16 protein-coding genes are annotated in these 17,781 nt (G+C 65.2%); 4 read left to right on the forward strand and 12 right to left on the reverse strand.

The annotated features are described in order from the left end of the window. The first annotated feature begins 43 nt into the window (after positions 1-43). Positions 44-706 carry a GMP/IMP nucleotidase gene (yrfG, locus tag ACSMEV_RS02515; RefSeq protein WP_459207121.1) on the forward strand — a complete coding sequence of 221 codons (663 nt, stop codon included), beginning with the start codon at positions 44-46 and terminating at the stop codon, positions 704-706. Between the two features lie 18 nt (positions 707-724). Here yrfG and ACSMEV_RS02520 read toward each other — a convergent pair whose 3' ends face one another. Beyond that, positions 725-3,010, reverse strand: coding sequence for a heavy metal translocating P-type ATPase (locus ACSMEV_RS02520; RefSeq protein WP_459207122.1), 2,286 nt, complete (start codon positions 3,008-3,010; stop codon positions 725-727). 79 nt (positions 3,011-3,089) lie between these two features. Here ACSMEV_RS02520 and cadR point away from each other — a divergent pair, with 79 nt between their 5' ends. Further along, on the forward strand, positions 3,090-3,533 hold the full coding sequence (gene cadR / locus ACSMEV_RS02525; RefSeq protein WP_459207123.1) for a Cd(II)/Pb(II)-responsive transcriptional regulator: 444 nt from the start codon (positions 3,090-3,092) through the stop codon (positions 3,531-3,533). Between the two features lie 538 nt (positions 3,534-4,071). On the opposite strand, the gene ACSMEV_RS02530 is transcribed toward cadR, so the two are convergent. The 3 genes from ACSMEV_RS02530 to lgt form a co-directional block, all read right to left on the reverse strand. After that, complete coding sequence (locus ACSMEV_RS02530) at positions 4,072-4,602, reverse strand: hypothetical protein (RefSeq protein ID WP_459207124.1); 531 nt, start codon at positions 4,600-4,602, stop codon at positions 4,072-4,074. Positions 4,603-4,679: 77 nt separating this feature from the next. Beyond that, positions 4,680-5,651, reverse strand: a complete 972-nt coding sequence (locus tag ACSMEV_RS02535) for a thymidylate synthase (RefSeq protein ID WP_459207125.1) — start codon at positions 5,649-5,651, stop codon at positions 4,680-4,682. A 47-nt stretch (positions 5,652-5,698) separates the two neighbouring features. Beyond that, a complete protein-coding gene (gene lgt / locus ACSMEV_RS02540) occupies positions 5,699-6,508 on the reverse strand; it encodes a prolipoprotein diacylglyceryl transferase (protein ID WP_459207126.1) in 810 nt (269 codons plus the stop codon). A 247-nt stretch (positions 6,509-6,755) separates the two neighbouring features. Here lgt and ACSMEV_RS02545 point away from each other — a divergent pair, with 247 nt between their 5' ends. Next, on the forward strand, positions 6,756-7,535 hold the full coding sequence (locus ACSMEV_RS02545) for an NRDE family protein (RefSeq protein ID WP_459207127.1): 780 nt from the start codon (positions 6,756-6,758) through the stop codon (positions 7,533-7,535). A 181-nt stretch (positions 7,536-7,716) separates the two neighbouring features. Here the strand turns inward: ACSMEV_RS02545 and ptsP are convergent, their stop codons facing one another. From ptsP to ilvA, 4 genes are all read right to left on the reverse strand, one after another. After that, positions 7,717-9,996 (reverse strand): phosphoenolpyruvate--protein phosphotransferase, encoded by a 2,280-nt coding sequence (gene ptsP / locus ACSMEV_RS02550; protein ID WP_296266653.1) that lies wholly within the window; start codon positions 9,994-9,996, stop codon positions 7,717-7,719. Between the two features lie 22 nt (positions 9,997-10,018). Then, positions 10,019-10,498: an RNA pyrophosphohydrolase gene (locus ACSMEV_RS02555; RefSeq protein ID WP_296267315.1), complete on the reverse strand. Its 480-nt coding sequence runs from the start codon at positions 10,496-10,498 to the stop codon at positions 10,019-10,021. A gap of 205 nt (positions 10,499-10,703) precedes the next feature. Next, positions 10,704-11,108: a DUF2269 family protein gene (locus tag ACSMEV_RS02560; protein WP_459207128.1), complete on the reverse strand. Its 405-nt coding sequence runs from the start codon at positions 11,106-11,108 to the stop codon at positions 10,704-10,706. Positions 11,109-11,122: 14 nt separating this feature from the next. Further along, a complete protein-coding gene (gene ilvA / locus ACSMEV_RS02565; protein WP_459207129.1) occupies positions 11,123-12,637 on the reverse strand; it encodes a threonine ammonia-lyase, biosynthetic in 1,515 nt (504 codons plus the stop codon). A gap of 133 nt (positions 12,638-12,770) precedes the next feature. Between ilvA and rpiA the strand changes: the two genes are divergently transcribed. Then, positions 12,771-13,445, forward strand: a complete 675-nt coding sequence (gene rpiA, locus ACSMEV_RS02570) for a ribose-5-phosphate isomerase RpiA (RefSeq protein ID WP_459207130.1) — start codon at positions 12,771-12,773, stop codon at positions 13,443-13,445. 21 nt (positions 13,446-13,466) lie between these two features. Here the strand turns inward: rpiA and ACSMEV_RS02575 are convergent, their stop codons facing one another. From ACSMEV_RS02575 to ACSMEV_RS02590, 4 genes are all read right to left on the reverse strand, one after another. Further along, positions 13,467-14,378 (reverse strand): SdiA-regulated domain-containing protein, encoded by a 912-nt coding sequence (locus tag ACSMEV_RS02575; RefSeq protein ID WP_459207131.1) that lies wholly within the window; start codon positions 14,376-14,378, stop codon positions 13,467-13,469. Positions 14,379-14,468: 90 nt separating this feature from the next. Beyond that, on the reverse strand, positions 14,469-15,398 hold the full coding sequence (locus ACSMEV_RS02580; protein WP_459207132.1) for an SdiA-regulated domain-containing protein: 930 nt from the start codon (positions 15,396-15,398) through the stop codon (positions 14,469-14,471). Between the two features lie 149 nt (positions 15,399-15,547). Next, complete coding sequence (locus ACSMEV_RS02585) at positions 15,548-16,213, reverse strand: fumarylacetoacetate hydrolase family protein (protein ID WP_459207133.1); 666 nt, start codon at positions 16,211-16,213, stop codon at positions 15,548-15,550. A gap of 23 nt (positions 16,214-16,236) precedes the next feature. Continuing rightward, positions 16,237-17,634 carry an FAD-binding oxidoreductase gene (locus tag ACSMEV_RS02590; RefSeq protein ID WP_459207134.1) on the reverse strand — a complete coding sequence of 466 codons (1,398 nt, stop codon included), beginning with the start codon at positions 17,632-17,634 and terminating at the stop codon, positions 16,237-16,239. Positions 17,635-17,781: the final 147 nt, after the last annotated feature.

Genomic DNA, 17,781 nt, shown 5'->3' on the forward strand with positions numbered 1-17,781 from the left:
CGGGTTACTATACCGTGGCTGGCCTACCCTACGAGAGTTTCCCATGGCACTTCTTCCCTGGTCCGACATCGACACCGTGCTGCTCGACATGGACGGCACCCTGCTCGACCTGCACTACGACAACCACTTCTGGTTGCAGCACCTGCCGCAACGCTATGCCGAGCTGCACGGGGTGAGCCGGGCGATGGCCGAACTGGAGCTGCAACCGTTGTTCGAGCGCAATGCCGGCACCTTGAACTGGTACTGCCTGGACTTCTGGAGCCGCGAACTGAAGCTGCCGATCCGCGAACTGAAGCAGGAACTGGCCGAGCTGATCGCGATACGCCCCGACGCTCCGGCGTTCCTGACGGCGATCCGCGACGCCGGCAAGCGCGTGGTGCTGATCACCAACGCGCACCGCGATTCGCTGTCGTTGAAACTGGAGCGGGTCGAGCTGGCGCCGTATTTCGAACAGCTGATCAGCTCCCATGACTATGGCTTCCCCAAGGAAAGCCCGCAGTTCTGGGACGCGCTGCGCGCCGACTTGAATTTCGACCCGGCGCGCAGCCTGTTCATCGACGACACCCTGGCGATCCTGCGCAGTGCGCGGCGCTTCGGCGTGGCGCACCTGCTGGCGGTGCTCAGGCCCGACAGCAAAGCGGCGGTGCGCGACACTCAGGAATTCGCTGCGGTGGACGATTACCACACCCTGTTGCAGGGCCTGTGATCGCGCAGGCCCGCGCGCCTACTTGCGCAACAAGCGCAAGCCGTTGAACACCACCAGCAAACTCACGCCCATGTCGGCGAACACCGCCATCCACAAGGTCGCCAGCCCGGCGAAGGTGATCGCCAGGAAGATCGCCTTGATGCCCAGGGCCAGGACGATGTTCTGCACCAGGATCGCGCGGGCCTGGCGCGACAGCCGCACGAAGGCCGGAATCTTGCGCAAGTCGTCGTCCATCAGCGCCACGTCGGCGGTTTCGATGGCGCTGTCGCTGCCCGCCGCGGCCATGGCGAAGCCGATGTCGGCGCGGGCCAGGGCCGGGGCGTCGTTGATACCGTCGCCGACCATGCCGACGTGACGCCCTTGGGCGTATAGCCCTTCGATGGCGCTCAATTTGTCTTCCGGCAGCAGGTTGCCCTCGGCACGGTCGATGCCCACCTGGGTGGCGATGGCCTCGGCAGTGTGCGGGTTGTCGCCGGTCAGCATGAGGGTCTTGATGCCCAGCGCGTGCAGCTCGGCGATCGCCTCACGGCTGCTGGGCTTGAGCGTGTCGGCCACAGCGAACAGCGCCAGCGGGCCGCGCTCGTCGAGCAGCAGCACCACGGTCTTGCCCTGGCGCTCCAGGCCGTCGAGGGTGGCCTCCAGCGCCGGCGAGCACAGGCCCAGCTCTTCCACTAGGCGGTGGTTGCCCAAATGGTAGCGCCGGCCACCGATCTGGCCGCGCACGCCGCGCCCGCCCAAGGCTTCGAACTGCGCCACGTCCTGCACGGCCAGGCCCTGCTGCGCGCCGAACTGGGCGATGGCGCGCGACACCGGGTGGTCGGAACGTGCGCCGAGGCTGGCCGCGAGTGCCTGGGCCTGGTGTTCGAAGGCCGGGTCGAGCGCTTGGAAGTCGGTCTGCACCGGCTTGCCATGGGTCAGCGTGCCGGTTTTGTCCAGCGCCAGCACATCGAGCTTGCGCCCGCCTTCGAGGTACACACCGCCCTTGATCAGGATGCCCTTGCGCGCCGCCGCGGCCAGGCCGCTGACGATGGTCACTGGGGTGGAGATCACCAGAGCGCACGGGCAGGCCACCACCAGCAGCACCAGCGCGCGGTAGACCCAGTCGAACCAGGCCGCGCCGGTGAACAGCGGCGGCAGCATGGCGATGGCCAGCGCCAAGGCGAACACCACCGGGGTGTATACCCGCGAGAAGCGGTCGACGAAGCGCTGGGTCGGCGCACGGCTGCCCTGGGCCTGCTCGACCGCCTTGATGATGCGCGCCAGGGTCGACTGCCCAGCCAGTGCCGTCACGCGGTACTCCAGCGCGCCGGCCTGGTTGATGGTGCCGGCGAACAGCGCATCGCCCACGCCCTTCTCCACCGGCAGGCTTTCGCCGGTGATCGGCGCCTGGTCGACGCTCGACTGGCCGCTGAGCACCTGGCCGTCCAGGCCGATGCGCTCACCGGGCTTGACCCGCACCCGCGCCTCGAGCGCCACCTCGCGCACGTCCACCTCGCGCCACTGACCGTCGGCCTGTTGCACCGTGGCGCGGTCGGGGCTCAGTTGCATCAGGCCGCCGATGGCGTTGCGCGCGCGGTCCAGCGAGCGAGCCTCGATCAGTTCGGCGACGCTGAACAGCACCATGACCATGGCCGCTTCCGGCCATTGCCCGATCAGCACCGCGCCGGTGACGGCGATGCTCATCAGCGCATTGATGTTCAGGTTGCGGTTCTTCAGGGCGATCCAGCCCTTTTTATACGTGCCCAGGCCACAGCCGAGGATCGCCGCCAACGCCAGCAGCGCCACCAGCCATTCGGGAGCGGCGCCGCTGAAGTGCACCAGCTCGGCTGCCAGGGCCGCCACGCCCGACAGCGCCAACGGCCACCAGCGAGTACGCGGAGCGGCGCTCATGGCAGCGCCTTCGTCGCTACCAACCAGAGGTTCGGCATGCATGCCCAGGCTGGCGATGGCGCGCTCGATGGCGGCCGTATCGGCGAGGGTGTGGCGCACACCGAGGATGCGGTTGATCAGGTTGAATTCCAGTTGCTCGACGCCGGGCAATTTGGCGAGTTTGTCCTGGATCAAGGTCTGTTCAGTGGGGCAGTCCATGGCTTCGATGCGGAAGCGGCTGAGCTGGGCGTCGCCGCTGGTGCGCTCGGTCAGGCGCACCTGGGCGGGGGCTGGCTGGGCGCCGCAGCAGGTGCCTGACTGGTGGGCGTGGCCGTGGTTGGATTCGGCATGGTCGTGATCGTGATCGTGATCGTGATCGTGATCGTGATCGTGATCGTGATCGTGGCGATGCTGGGGCTGGGTGGGCAGGTTCATTCAATTGTCCTCGAGGGCGCTTGTTGCCAAGTGGACACCCTGTAGCCACTATAGGGTCAAGCCTTCCTGGAGAATGTCGATGAAGATCGGTGAACTGGCCAAGCTGACCGACTGTGCGGTCGAAACCATCCGCTATTACGAACGCGAGCGCCTGCTCCCCGAGCCCGCCCGCAGCGAAGGCAACTACCGGCAATACACCCAGGCCCACGCCGAACGCCTGACCTTCATCCGCAACTGCCGCACCCTGGACATGACCCTCGACGAAATCCGCAGCCTGCTGAACCTGCGCGACAGCCCTGAAGACCAGTGCGGCAGCGTCAATGCGCTGATCGACGAGCATATCGCGCATGTGCAGGCGCGCATCGACGGGTTGCAGGCGCTACAACGGCAGCTGGTGGAACTGCGCCAGCGTTGCAGTGAGCAAGGGGCAGAGTGCGCGATCCTGCAGCGGTTGGAGGTCAATGGCGCGGTGACGGCGCTGGAGGGGGAGCCTTCGCATGTGGGGCGTAGCCACGGCCACTAAGGCAGATCAAGGGACTGGCTTGAACAAGGGACTCATCTGCGGTGCGGCGATGGCAGTAGACGGCGTCGCCGGCCATTGTGGCGGATCGAGAACTGCTCGCTCAGTATCCTAGAGGGTTCTCGTAAGCGTGGGAGTCGCTGATGAAAACAGGTGAACCAGTGCGGCGTGCAGCAGGTCAGGCGGCTGAACAGAGAACGCCTTCAAGGGACTCAAGCGTGGCCTCACTTAGGCGATTTGCGTCTTGACTGGAATTACCCTTGCCCTGCTTTCGTTGCACATACGCTTCATCTGAAATAATCGATCCTCAGTTCCCATCATGGGATCTCACCTTGTGAGACGCAGGTCGCGGAGCTATGATGGCCGTGCGGGAAATAAGAGCAGGGCTCCGAGATCATCAGGCGCAATTGGATCTGGAGTGTGGATTGCACGGAGACGCCATCCGTGTGGTAGCGGCATCAGACTTCGGTCTGTTGGCATGTGACCCAGCCCTTCGGGGTTAGCTAAGCAAGCGCTGCGACTACCCTCCCGCACATCTTCTTCAGCCAAGGGCGCCCTCCGGCGCCTTTGGCATTCCTGGGCTGTGAAAACCCTCGATTACCCCTACGGCTTTTCCGTTCGGCGCACGGTTGCGATAAGCCGTCACCACGCTGTAATAGAGCTGGTGATTGGCGATAGGCCAAGCCGCCAATACTGCGCAGCCCTTGCGACCCCGAAGTACGATCAAGCGCTCATTTCCCTTCATCGAGTTGAATTCACAAACGATGCTCGTGCCATGCACGATGATGTCGGACACAAAGCGCGGTACGTCATAAACCGTTGGATAGCCCCATTTTGCTAGGTCATGGCCCCGTTCTTGCCAGATGTGGCGCACACCAAAGCCTTTATGAGGTCCGATGTGCTTACCCGCCCTGAGGTAGATGTTCCCGCCAGGCTGTTGTAGCAACTGGCTGGTGACCTTGACCAGGCCCCAGGACTCCAAGCCCGTGGAGGGGTGAGCAATGTTGAAGTCTTCATGGTGGTCGAACTCGACCGGTATCGCCCGAGGCGGCGGCGCCTTGAAACGTGACATGCCAGCAATCCTTGACTACCTGATGGCTCCAAACTCCGCTCAAAAAAGGAGCGCCAACACGGCGCTCCTGCATGAAATCAGACCGCCATCGGCGCCGTCAGCGGCGGATGGTGCTCGTAGCCTTCGAGGGTGAAATCGCTCGGCTCGATCTTCTCCAGCCACTCAGGCTCGTACTTGCCCGTCTCGGCGAACGCCGGCACGCGGTCGCTGATGCGCAGCGTCGGGGCCGGCAGTGGTTCGCGGGTGAACTGCTCGTTGAGCATGTCCAGGTGGTTTTCATAGACGTGCGCATCGCCGATGAAGTAGGTGAACCAGCGCGGCGTGTAGCCGGTCAGGCGACCGAACAGCGACAGCAGCGCCGCGCCTTCGGTGAGGTTGAAGGGTGTGCCCAAGCCCAGATCGTTGGAGCGGATGTACAAGGTCAGCGAGATTTCCCGCTTCGCCACGTCCGGGTGGAACTGGTACAGCAGGTGGCACGGCGGCAGGGCCATCTCGTCGAGCTGGGCGCAGTTCCAGCCGTGGAACAGGATGCGCCGGCTGCCGGGATCGTTGACGATGGTGTCCAGACACTGGCGCACCTGGTCGATGGCCTTGTAGAGGATGACGAACGCCTGGCCGCCTTCTTCGTCCTGGGCGATCCGGCGATAGCCTTGCTGCTCGGCCATGGCGATGGCTTCGGGGTTGTCCAGCGCGATGCGCTTGTAACCCGGCCATTGCCGCCATTGCACGCCGTAGATCTCCCCAAGGTCGTCTTCGCCCTGGCGGAACGGATTGGCCAACCACTGCGCGTTCTCGTTGGCGTTCTGGTCCCAGACCTTGCAGCCCAGGTCGCGGAACTGACCGGCGTTCTTCACGCCGCGCAGAAAGCCGACCATTTCGCCGATGGCCGATTTGAAGGCCAGGCGGCGGGTGGTGATGGCGGGGAAGCCTTGCTGCAGATCGAACCGCAGCATGGCGCCGGGGCGGCTGATGGTGCGCGTGCCGGTGCGGTTTTCCTGCAGCGTGCCGTTGTCGATGACGTCACGCACCAGGTCTAGATACTGTTTCATGGCTTACCTGTAGCAAGGCGGCCGAGGCAAGGCCCCGGCCGCGGGAATCATTTGACGGCCGTTGCCGTGGGCTGGCGATTATACGCCCACCAGATCAGCCCCAGGCCGCCGATGATCATCGGCACGCACAGCACCTGACCCATGGTCAGCCAACCGAACGCCAGGTAGCCGAGCTGGGCGTCGGGCACGCGCACGAATTCGACGATGAAGCGGAAGATGCCGTAGAACAACGCGAACATGCCGGAGACGGCCATGGTCGGGCGCGGCTTGCGCGAGTACAGCCAGAGGATGGCGAACAGCGCCACGCCTTCGAGGGCGAATTGGTACAGCTGCGAAGGGTGGCGCGGCAATTGCGCCGGATCGCTGTAGGGCGGGAAGACCATGGCCCACGGCACGTCGGTGGGCTTGCCCCACAATTCGGCGTTGATGAAGTTGCCGATGCGCCCGGCGCCCAGACCGATCGGCACCATGGGCGCGACGAAGTCCATCAGCTCGAAGAACGACTTGTTGTGCCGTTTGCCGAACCACAGCGCAGCGAGCATCACGCCAATGAAACCACCGTGGAACGACATGCCGCCTTTCCATACTTCGAAGATCAGCAACGGATTGGCGATGTAGGCTTCCAGGTCGTAGAACAGCACATAGCCGAGCCGCCCACCGACGATCACGCCCATCGACAGCCAGAACACCAGGTCGGAGAGCTTTTCGCGGCTCCAGGTGGGGTCGAAGCGGTTCAGTCGGCTCGCGGCCAGTAGCCAAGCGCCGCCGATGCCCACCAGGTACATCAAGCCGTACCAGTGGATTTTCAGCGGCCCGATGGCCAGGGCCACGGGGTCGATCTGCGGGTAAGGCAGCATGGTGATTCCTCTTGATTCAAATCGGAAAGCCGAAGCCGACAGGGGCACGGCAGGCGGCAAGGCCGCCACTGGACAGCACAGCACAGCACGTAGAGTACGAACGCCAAACGGCGTTCCCTGGGTTGAGCAGTGCGGCATGGTAGCGGAAGGCGGGCCTGCCGCTCCAGCCTGGGGGAAATGAGTCGGCGTGCGAGATGGTCGGCAGCCGGCAGGCTGAGTAGAGTGGCGCAAACCCTGGAGGCGACCCATGTGCCTGATCGTATTCGCCTGGCGGCCGGGCCATGCCCTACCGTTGATCGTGGCGGCCAACCGCGACGAATTCTACGCCCGCCCTACTCAACCGCTGGCCGCCTGGCGCGACGCGCCGGGGGTGTATGCCGGGCGCGACCTGCAAGCCGGTGGCAGTTGGCTAGGCGTGGGGCCCGATGGCCGCTTCGCCGCGCTGACCAACATCCGCGACCCTCACCAGCTCTCCGGGCTGCGCTCGCGGGGCGAACTGGTGGCGGGCTTTCTGCGCGGCCGTGACTCGGTGCCTAACGCCCTGGCACGGTTGGCCGAACAACACCGTGAATATGCGGGGTTCAACCTGCTGCTGGGCGATGGGCAGCACTTGGGCTACCTCAACGCCCAGCAGGCGCAGCCGCAGCTATTGGAACCGGGCGTGTATGGCCTGTCCAACGCGCGCCTGGACACACCCTGGCCCAAGCTGACCAAAGCACGCGAACGTTTACGCGCGCAACTGCACGCTCCCGACCCGGCACAACTGCTGGCCTTGCTGGCGGACGCGCGAGTGGCGAGCGACGGGGAATTGCCGGAAACGGGCGTGGGGTTGGACACCGAGCGCCTGCTGTCGAGCGTCTTCATCGCCAGCCCGCATTACGGCACCCGTGCCAGCACCGTGCTGATGGTCGACGCGCAGGGTAATCGGCGCATGGTCGAGCGGAGTTTTGGGCCTTGTGGCGGGCATTTGGGGGATGTCGTATTGGAGCTGGGCGGGGGCTTGAGTTTGGCTGGGCGCAGCGACTAAGACGCTCTGCGTCACGGTGCCTATCAGTTAAACCGAGGCAGCGTTGATTGGGGCTGCTTTGCAGCCCATCGCGGCTGAAGCCGCTCCCACAATCTGTTGGGGCGGCCCAGCGGCCCCGACTGCTTGTTTGACCGGCATTAGCCTGCGCACAACCTTCTGATCGGCGCTCGATAGGAGGCGTTTACAGCGGCGTCTTCGCCCCCGGCCCGATCATGCGCGACAGGCCCAGGTTCTTCAGCGCCAGCTGCAAGGCACTGTGGGTCAGTTGCGGGTTGTCGTGGCTCATGGCATCGGCCAGCAACTCGCGGGCTTTCTCCAGGCTGACCTGGCGCAGCATCCACTTCACCTTGGGCAAGTTGGTGGCGTTCATCGACAAGCTGTCGAAACCCATGGCCATGAGCAGGATGGCCGCCGCCGGGTCGCCCGCCATCTCGCCACAGATGCTCACCGGGCGGCCTTCGCCGTGGGCGTCGCGGACCACCGTCTGCAAGGCCTGCAACACCGCCGGGTGCAGGTAGTCGTAGAGGTCGGCGACGCGCGGGTTGTTGCGGTCCACCGCCAGCAGGTACTGGGTCAGGTCGTTGGAACCGACCGAGAGGAAATCGACTTGCCGCGCCAGCTCGCGGGTCTGGTAAACGGCGGCCGGAATCTCGACCATCACGCCCACCGGCGGCATCGGCACGTCGGTGCCTTCGTCACGCACCTCGCCCCAGGCTCTGTGGATAAGGTGCAGCGCCTCTTCCAGCTCATGGATGCCGGAGATCATCGGCAGCAGGATGCGCAGGTTGTTCAGGCCCTCGCTGGCCTTGAGCATGGCGCGGGTCTGCACCAGGAAGATTTCCGGGTGGTCGAGGGTGACGCGGATGCCGCGCCAGCCGAGGAAGGGGTTCTCTTCCTTGATCGGGAAATACGACAGCGCCTTGTCGCCACCGATGTCGAGGGTGCGCATGGTCACCGGCAGCGGATGGAAGGCCTGCAACTGCTCGCGGTAGATCGCCAGCTGCTCTTTCTCGCTGGGGAAGCGCTGGTTGATCATGAACGGCACTTCGGTGCGGTACAGCCCCACCCCTTCGGCACCGCGCTGCTGGGCGCGGGCGACGTCGGCCAGCAGGCCGGTGTTGACCCACAGCGGCATGCGGTGACCATCGGGGGTCACGCAGGGCAGTTCGCGCAGGGCGTCGAGCCCCTGGGCCAATTGCCGCTCCTCCTCCACCACCTCGCTGTACTGCTTGCGTAGTACTTCGCTGGGGTTGGTGAAGACTTCGCCCTTGTAGCCGTCGACGATCAGCTCGATGCCGTCGACCTTCGAGTACGGCAGGTCGACCAGGCCCATGACCGTGGGAATGCCCATGGCCCGCGCCAGGATCGCCACATGGGAGTTGCCCGAACCCAGCACCGACACCAGCCCGACCAGCTTGCCCTCGGGCACCTCGCCGAGCATGGCCGGGGTCAGCTCCTCGCTGACCAGAATGGTGTTGTCGGCGTACACCAGCGACAGCGAGCGGGCTTCTTGCAGATAGGCCAGCAGGCGTCGACCGAGGTCCTTGACGTCGGAGGCGCGCTCGCGCAGGTAGTCGTCGTCCATCAGTTCGAAGCGGTTGACGTGCTCGGTGACCACCTGGCGCAGCGCGCCCTGGGCCCACTGCCCGGACTTGATGACGGCCACCACTTCGCCGCCGAGGGCGGCGTCTTCGAGCATCATCAGGTACACGTCGAACAGCGCCCGCTCTTCGGGGCGCAACTGGGTGGCGAGCTTGGCCGAAAGCTTGCGCATGTCGGCGCGCACGCCTTCCAGCGCATTGCTGAACAGGGCCAGCTCGGCATCGATGTCTTCGACGGTCTTGTCCGGCACGACGTCCAGGTCCGCCGGCGGCAGCATCACCACGGCGCGGCCGACCGCGGCACCGGGCGAGCCCGGCACGCCGACGAAGCGCGCCTCCTGGATGCCCTTGCCCTGGCGCCCCAGGCCACGGATCGAGCCGGTGGCCTCGGCATGGGCGATGACCCCGGCCAGTTGCGCGCTCATGGTGACCAGGAAGGCCTCTTCGCCCTCGTCGAACTGGCGGCGCTCCTTCTGCTGGATGACCAGCACGCCGACCACCCGGCGGTGGTGGATGATCGGCGTACCGAGGAAAGAGGCGAAACGCTCTTCGCCGGTTTCGGCGAAATAGCGATAGCGCGGATGTGCAGCGGCATCTTCGAGGTTGAGCGGCTCCTCGCGGGTGCCGACCAGACCGACCAGGCCCTCGTTGGGCGCCATGCTGACCTTGCCGATGGAGCGCTTGTTCAGGCCCTCGGTGGCCATCAGCACGAAGCGGTTGCTGTCCGGGTCGAGCAGGTACACCGAGCAGACCTGGCTGGCCATGGCTTCCTTGACGCGCAAGACGATGATACCCAGCGCCGTCTTGAGATCTTTGGCGGAGTTCACTTCCTGGACGATCTTGCGCAGCGTATTGAGCATGGCTCGGGGTCGGACTCCGTGGTCAGTCGCGCATCAGCAAGCGCGGGGCAAGCTCTTTTAACGCGCGGCGATAGACCTCGCGCTTGAATGTCACCACCTGGCCCAGCGGATACCAGTAGCTGACCCAGCGCCAGCCGTCGAATTCCGGTTTTCCGGTCAGGTCCATGCGCACCCGCTGCTCGTTGGTGACCAAGCGCAGCAGGAACCATTTCTGCTTCTGGCCGATGCACAGCGGTTGGCTGTGGGTCCGCACCAGACGTTGCGGTAGACGATAACGCAGCCAGCCGCGCGTGCAGGCAAGGATTTCCACGTCATCACGGTCCAGGCCGACTTCTTCATTCAGCTCGCGGTACAGGGCATCCTCCGGCGTTTCGTCAGGGTTGATGCCGCCCTGAGGAAATTGCCAGGCATCCTGGTTGATCCGCCGAGCCCATAGCACCTGTCCGACATCATTCGTGAGAATGATCCCGACATTGGGACGAAAACCATCCGGGTCGATCACGGCCGCAACCTCGAAAACGCATGTCGCCGCATTGTTCCACAAAGCTTGCGAGCGCAGCAACGCGCCCGCTGCGCTTATCTGCGGCAAGCTCGATGGCTAGCGATTGGAGGCCTGTGCGCCGGCTTGCGCGCGTCGGGCGGCAACCCGTCGAGCGGGGCTGCGGTACATCTATAGCCCCTGACGATGAACGCCCGATGACAACGCCTCAGAGCGGCTTGATGCCCATCAGTGCGGCGATGCCCAACAGGCAGGCACCGCCGAAGACGGCCAGGGCCAGGGTCAGGCGTGATCGGCGGACCTGTACGCGGCGCAGACGCAGCGCCAGCCAGGCCAAGGCGAACAGGGCCAGACCGTACAGCACGCTGGAAGCCAGCAGCCAGGTCTGCCCCAGTGGCCAGCCGGTCAAATGCACCAGCCACCAGCCGCTGACCGGCAGGCTGAGCAGGCACAGCCCCATTCCCAGGCCTGCCCACCACTGAGGCCTGCGCAGTGCCGGAGCGGGTGCCGGCACAGGAACGCGCCAGGCCCACACCGCCAGGCCCAAGGCGATGCCCAGGGTCAGCAGCGCGGCCAGCAGGTGCAGGGCCTTGATCGTGCTCAGATGCTCCATGGCAAGCCCGTCCTCTAGCCCAGGAACAGCCGGTAGGCCGGGTTGTCGGTCTCGTCCCAGTACGGGTAGCCGATCTTGGCCAGCGCCGCAGGCACCAGGTGGCGCTCGTCTTCGGGCACCTGCAGGCCGGCGACCACCCGACCGTCGGCCGCGCCATGGTTGCGGTAGTGGAACATGGAAATGTTCCAGCGCCCGCCCAGCTTGGTGAGGAAGTTGAACAGCGCACCCGGCCGCTCGGGGAATTCGAAGCGCAGCACGATTTCGTCGTGAGCCTTGGCCGAATGGCCGCCGACCATATGGCGGATGTGCAGCTTGGCCAGTTCGTTGTCGGTCAGGTCGGTGACCGGGAAACCCTGCTCTTGCAGATGCTGCACCAGCGCTGCGCGCGGGTCGGTGTCGGGGTGGGTCTGCACGCCGACGAAGATGTGCGCCTCGCTCGAGGTGTGCTTGCGGTAGTTGAACTCGGTGATCTGGCGTTTGCCGACCGCCTCGCAGAACGCCCTGAAGCTGCCCGGCCGCTCGGGGATGGTGACGGCGATGATCGCCTCGCGCTTCTCGCCCAGCTCGGCGCGTTCGGCCACATGGCGCAAGCGATCGAAGTTGACGTTGGCGCCCGAATCGATGGCCACGAAGGTGTGGCCGGTGAGGCCCATGGTCTCGACGTACTTCTTGATCCCCGCCACGCCCAGGGCGCCGGCGGGTTCGGTGATCGAACGGGTGTCGTCGTAGATGTCCTTGATCGCCGCACAGATCTCGTCGGTGCTCACCGTCAGCACTTCGTCGACGTGCAGGCGGCAGATGTCGAAAGTATGTTGGCCGATCTGCGCCACCGCCACGCCGTCGGCGAACAGCCCCACCTGCGGCAGCACCACGCGCTCGCCGGCGGCCATGGCCGCTTGCAGGCAGTTGGAGTCGTCCGGTTCGACACCGATGATCTTGATCTCCGGGCGCAGGTACTTCACGTACGCGGCGATGCCGGCGATCAGCCCGCCGCCGCCGACCGGCACGAAGATCGCATCGAGCCGGCCCGGATGTTGGCGCAGGATTTCCATGGCCACGGTGCCCTGCCCGGCGATGGTGTGCGGGTCGTCGTAGGGGTGGATGTAGACGAAGCCCTTTTCTTCGACCAGCTTCAGCGAGAAGGCCAGCGCCTCGGGAAACGAGTCGCCGTGCAGCACGACCTTGCCGCCGCGCGAGCGCACGCCTTCGATCTTGATCTCCGGGGTGGTCTTGGGCATGACGATGGTGGCCTTGATGCCCAGCTCCCGCGCCGCCAGGGCCAAGCCCTGGGCATGGTTGCCGGCCGAAGCCGTGACCACGCCACGCGCCAGTTCCTCGGGAGTCAGCTGCGCCAGCTTGTTGTATGCACCGCGAATCTTGAAGGAGAACACCGGCTGCAGGTCTTCGCGCTTGAGCAGAATCTGGTTGCCCAGCCGGCGGCTGAGCTGCCCGGCACTGTGCAGCGGGGTTTCGACCGCAACGTCGTAGACGCGCGAGGTGAGGATCTTCTTGACGTACTGTTCGAGCATCGGGGAAGCACACTGGTCGGCGGGGCGGGGCCTAGGAGTCTACCGCAGCGTCCCGTCGGGCGACCACAGCAACGGTCGGCAAGTCGTTATACTGCCGGCCTTCGAATCCACCCCCGCCCCTCACGGAGCCCGCATGACCCAGGACCAACTCAAACAGGCCGTCGCCCAGGCCGCCGTCGACCTCATCCTGCCCAAACTGGACAAGCGCAGCGTAGTCGGCGTCGGCACCGGCTCCACGGCCAACTTCTTCATCGACGCCCTGGCTCAACACAAGACCGCCTTCGACGGCGCCGTGGCCAGCTCCGAAGCCACTGCCGCGCGCCTGAAGAACCATGGCATCCCGGTCTACGAGCTCAACAGCGTCGATGCCCTGGAGTTCTACGTCGACGGCGCCGACGAGAGCGACCGGCACCTGAACCTGATCAAGGGCGGCGGCGCGGCCCTGACCCGCGAAAAGATCGTCGCCGCCGTGGCGCGCACCTTCGTCTGCATCGCCGACGCCAGCAAGCTGGTGCCGGTACTGGGCGCCTTTCCGCTGCCGGTCGAGGTCATTCCCATGGCTCGCAGCCACGTGGCGCGCGAGCTGGTCAAGCTGGGCGGCGACCCGGTCTACCGCGAAGGCGTGGTGACCGACAACGGCAACCTGATCCTCGATGTGCACAACTTCGAAATCACCGACCCGCGCCTGCTGGAAACCCAAATCAACGCCATCGTCGGTGTCGTCACCAACGGCCTGTTCGCCGCCCGCCCGGCCGATGTGCTGCTGCTCGGCACCGAGCATGGCGTGCAGACCCTCAAGGCCGAGTAAGGCCGAAGGTTCGAGCCGCGCTCAGTCCGCCTGCGGCTCGAACACATAGAACAGGTTGGGCTCGCTGACCAGGTAGATCGTCCCCGCCGCGTCCATCGCCAGGCCCTCGGCCTGCGGCACGGTGCGCTTCAAGCCGTGATAGCCCTTGCGCAGCGACAGCGTGCTGAGCGGCTTCCCTTCGACGCTCAGCTCCAATACCAGGCGCGATTCGTCCGACAGCGCCAGCAGGTGCCCGCTGCGCTCGTCGAACTGCAAGCTCGACAGGTCGCGCACGAACAGCCGCGAATCGCGCTCGTGGTCCTGCACCACGTGCACCGCGTAAGGCTGTTCGGGGTTCTGGTTGGGGAAGCCGCGCACCTCGTAGATCACCATCGGGTCGCGCTCCTTGGCCACGAACAGACGTTTGCCCAGCGAATCGTAGGCCAGGCCTTCGAAGCCTTTGTTGCCGTTGAGCCCGATGCCCAAGGTCAGCTGCTCGGCGTTGGCGGCGTCGAGCGTGGTGGTGTGCGCGTCCAGATGCACCAGGATCAGCCGCTGCTGGCGCTCGTCGGTGATGACGAAACGGTCGAGGCCGACGTACTCGACCGCTTCCGGGTCGCCGAAGCCGACCAGCGCCACGCGCCGCAGAATGCGACCGTCGAGCGACAGTTCGATGAGCTCGGAACGGGCATTGGTGACGGTGAAGAGGGTCTTGCGCTCGGGGTCGTAGGTCAACGCCGAGACGTCGTCCTGCAAACCTTCGATGGGCTGCGCCTGGACCGTGGCGCGGTAGCGTTGCAGGGCGATGCCTTCCGGGGCCGGCTGCCACCAAGTCTTGACGTTGAACCAGCCACGCTCGAACAGGCGGAACTCCTGGGCGGCCACGCCCAACCCCAGCAGCAGGCACAGCCCGACGACCGACAACAGCACAGGCAAACGGAAAAAACGACGCATGAACGACGACTCGACGGAAAAGGTGACGAATCTAATCACGAACAGCTGAAGCAGGGCTTAAGTACTGCGTAGGAAAAATCTTAAAAGCGATCAGCCCTTCTTGAAGCGGTAGAACAGATCCGGTTCGCTGACCATGTACAGCGTGCCCTCGTCGTCCATCGCCACACCCTCGGCACGCGGGATGTGCGACGCCAAGCCGTTGAAGCCGCCCAGCAAGGTCATGAAACTGACCTGCTCGCCCTCTTCGTCCAGCTCCAGCAGCATGTGCGAGTCGGCCGACAAGGCCAGCAGATGCTGCGTGCGCGGGTCCACCCCAACCGCCGACAGGTTGCGCAAATCCAACTGGTCGCTGGGCAACGGGTATTTGGCCCCGCGCAATGGGCCGTGTCCGTCGGTGTCCCAGGCGTACAGCTGTGGCGGGCGCTCCTCACCGATCACCAGGCGCTTGCGCTGGGCGTCCCAGGCGACGGCCTCGAAACCTTTGTTGCCCTCGGGCGAGACGCCGAGGTCATAGGCAGGAAAGTTGGCCCGGTCGAGTTCGCGGGTCTGGGCATCGACCTTGACCAGCACCAGCTCGTGCTGGCGCTCGTCGACGATGGCGAGCTGGCCGTTTTCCATCACCGCCACGCCTTCGGGGTTGCTCCAGCCACGCAGGGGGATCTTGCGCAGCACGTCGCCGTCGAGGCTGAGCTCGACCAGGAACGGGTGCTTGCCCATCACAGAGAACAGCGTGCGCGTGGTTGGATTGAAGGCCAGGTCCGAAGCTTCGTCGTCGCCGATGCCTTCGAGCACCTTGGCGTCGATGTCGGCCACGTAGTCGGGCAACCACACGCTCTCCTGACGCTCGGCCTGGCTTTGCAAGCTTTCTTGCAGCCATAGCAAAGCCCGGTCGTCCCAGTGCATGGCTACGGACAGACCGGCGCCGATGACGGCCGTCACCGCCAGCCAGAACGGCCAACGGCGCCAAGCGGCGCGGCTGGGCTGGGACGGGACGTGCGGAAGGGAGGAAGCGCTGGGCATGGTTGCAATCACCTGAAACGTGCGCGCTCCTGCGCATGCGAGGGCCGCACGACGGCTCCCGCACTGCCATGGAGCGCCTGGAAAGGACCCGGCGATTATCCACAACGATTGTGAAAAAAGGGTAAAGCGGCGCGTTGCGCGCCGCAGGCTTACAGCACGCGGGTTTCGAAGCGGCTGACGCCGGGCAGCTCCAGCACCAGTTCGTCGCCCGATTCGAAGGGCCCGACACCGGCTGGCGTACCGGTCAGGATCACGTCGCCCGCTTGCAGGGAAAACTGCGCGGCCATGTGCTGGATGATCGCCACGATGGGGTTGAGCATCATGGCGCTGTTGCCGTCCTGGCGCACTTCGCCGTTGATGGTCAGGCGGATCGGAATGTCGTTGACGTCGGCGAAGGTGCCTGGCGAGACGAAAGGCGGCAGCACGCAGGCGCCGTCGAAGCACTTGGCCAGTTCCCAGGGCAGGCCCTTGTCCTTGAGCGTGCTTTGCAGGTCGCGCAAGGTCAGGTCGAGGGCCGGCGCGAAGCCGGAAATGGCATCGAGTACCTCCTCGGGGCTGGCCCCGGCCGACAGAGGCTTACCCAGCAACACGGCGATTTCCGCCTCGTAATGCACCGAACCGCGGCCTTCGGGAATCTTGAAGCCGCCCTCGGCCGGCACTACGCAACTGCCCGGCTTGATGAACAGCAGGGGCTCGCTGGGAATCGGGTTGTTCAGTTCCTTGGCGTGCTCGGCGTAGTTGCGCCCCACACACACCACCTTGCCCAGTGGGAAGTGGCTGCGCGTGCCGTCTACGTACTGATGCTGGTAACTCATGGCCGACTCCGTTTTGCTGATTGTCATTCGGGAGCGAAGATCTTACCCGGATTCAAGATGCCGTTCGGATCGAATACCGCCTTGATGGCCCTCATGCAGGCGATCTCCTCAGGGGAACGGCTGTAGTGCAGGTAATCGCGTTTGGTCATGCCCACGCCATGCTCGGCGGAAATCGAGCCCTGGAAGCGTTCGACGATCTCGAACACCCACTGGTTGACCTTGGCGCAGCGGGCGAAGAAGGCGTCCTTGTCCATGGCCGCAGGCTTGAGGATGTTCAGGTGCAGGTTGCCGTCGCCGATGTGCCCGTACCAGACCACTTCCAGATCGGGGTAGTGCTGCGCGACCACGGCGTCGATCTCGCGCAGGAAGGCCGGCACCTTGGCCACCGTCACCGAGATGTCGTTCTTGTAGGGCGTGAAGTGCGAGATGGTTTCCGACAGGTACTCGCGCAGCTTCCACAGGTTGCGCAGTTGGGTTTCGCTCTGGCTCATCACACCGTCGAGCACCCAGCCCTGCTCCACGCAATGCTCGAAGGTGGCCAGCGCCTGTTCGGAAACCGCCTCGGTGCTGGCTTCGAACTCCAGCAGGGCATAGAAGGGGCAGGCGCTGGCGAACGGCGCCGGTACGTCGCCACGGGCAAGAATATGCGCCAGGCCCTTGTCGGAAAAGAACTCGAACGCGGTCAGATCGAGCTGGCCTTGGAAGGCGTGCAGCACCGGCATGATGGAGTCGAAGTCCGGCGTGCCCAGGACCATGGCCGTGAGGTTGCGCGGCGCGCGCTCCAAGCGCATGGTCGCCTCGACCACCAAGCCCAGCGTGCCCTCTGCACCGATGAACAGGTGGCGCAGGTCGTAGCCGGTGGCGTTCTTCACCAGGCCTTTGTTCAGGTCCAGCAGTTCGCCCGTGCCAGTGACCACCTTCAGGCCGGCGACCCAATTGCGCGTCATGCCGTAGCGGATCACCTTGATGCCGCCGGCATTGGTGCCGATGTTGCCGCCCAGCTGGCTGGAGCCGGACGAGGCGAAATCCACCGGGTAATACAGCCCTTGCTCTTCGGCGAAGCGCTGCAGTTGCTGGGTGACGACACCGGGCTGGCATACCACGCTGCGGTCCACGCCATCGAAGGCGAGGATCCGGTTCATTTGATCGAAGGCCACCACCACTTCGCCCTGGGCCGCCACGGCGGCCGCCGACAGACCGGTGCGCCCACCCGACGGCACCAGTGCCACCTGGTGACGATTGGCCCAGCGCACGATGGCCTGCACCTGCTCGACGGTTCTGGGCAAGACCACGGCGCTGGGCGCGGGGGCGTAATGGTGGGTCCAGTCCTTGCCATAGGCTTGTAGCGAGGCAGGGTCGGTGAGCACGTGGGCGGGAGCGACCAGGGCGGTCAGTTCCGTGAGGGCTGCGGCATCGGTCATGGCGGATCACTCGAACTATTCATGGTCACCCTGAGCACGCTTCATGTGGCGCGTTCAGTTCCTAGCGTGTCGCGTATGGTAGCATCTGGCCCCCGTTGTCCGTGCTAGGCACCGCCTGAAGGGCCCCGTCGCCGCGCCGCCGCAACG

The organism is Pseudomonas sp. MLB6B (assembly GCF_054508135.1).

Excerpts from the sequence above, each read along its gene's own strand:
- yrfG (WP_459207121.1), top strand. The coding sequence starts at position 44 with ATGGCACTTCTTCCCTGGTCCGACATCGACACCGTGCTGCTCGACATG.
- ACSMEV_RS02520 (WP_459207122.1), bottom strand. The coding sequence starts at position 3,010 with ATGAACCTGCCCACCCAGCCCCAGCATCGCCACGATCACGATCACGAT.
- cadR (WP_459207123.1), top strand. The coding sequence starts at position 3,090 with ATGAAGATCGGTGAACTGGCCAAGCTGACCGACTGTGCGGTCGAAACC.
- ACSMEV_RS02530 (WP_459207124.1), bottom strand. The coding sequence starts at position 4,602 with ATGTCACGTTTCAAGGCGCCGCCGCCTCGGGCGATACCGGTCGAGTTC.
- ACSMEV_RS02535 (WP_459207125.1), bottom strand. The coding sequence starts at position 5,651 with ATGAAACAGTATCTAGACCTGGTGCGTGACGTCATCGACAACGGCACG.
- lgt (WP_459207126.1), bottom strand. The coding sequence starts at position 6,508 with ATGCTGCCTTACCCGCAGATCGACCCCGTGGCCCTGGCCATCGGGCCG.
- ACSMEV_RS02545 (WP_459207127.1), top strand. The coding sequence starts at position 6,756 with ATGTGCCTGATCGTATTCGCCTGGCGGCCGGGCCATGCCCTACCGTTG.
- ptsP (WP_296266653.1), bottom strand. The coding sequence starts at position 9,996 with ATGCTCAATACGCTGCGCAAGATCGTCCAGGAAGTGAACTCCGCCAAA.
- ACSMEV_RS02560 (WP_459207128.1), bottom strand. The coding sequence starts at position 11,108 with ATGGAGCATCTGAGCACGATCAAGGCCCTGCACCTGCTGGCCGCGCTG.
- ilvA (WP_459207129.1), bottom strand. The coding sequence starts at position 12,637 with ATGCTCGAACAGTACGTCAAGAAGATCCTCACCTCGCGCGTCTACGAC.
- rpiA (WP_459207130.1), top strand. The coding sequence starts at position 12,771 with ATGACCCAGGACCAACTCAAACAGGCCGTCGCCCAGGCCGCCGTCGAC.
- ACSMEV_RS02575 (WP_459207131.1), bottom strand. The coding sequence starts at position 14,378 with ATGCGTCGTTTTTTCCGTTTGCCTGTGCTGTTGTCGGTCGTCGGGCTG.
- ACSMEV_RS02580 (WP_459207132.1), bottom strand. The coding sequence starts at position 15,398 with ATGCCCAGCGCTTCCTCCCTTCCGCACGTCCCGTCCCAGCCCAGCCGC.
- ACSMEV_RS02585 (WP_459207133.1), bottom strand. The coding sequence starts at position 16,213 with ATGAGTTACCAGCATCAGTACGTAGACGGCACGCGCAGCCACTTCCCA.
- ACSMEV_RS02590 (WP_459207134.1), bottom strand. The coding sequence starts at position 17,634 with ATGACCGATGCCGCAGCCCTCACGGAACTGACCGCCCTGGTCGCTCCC.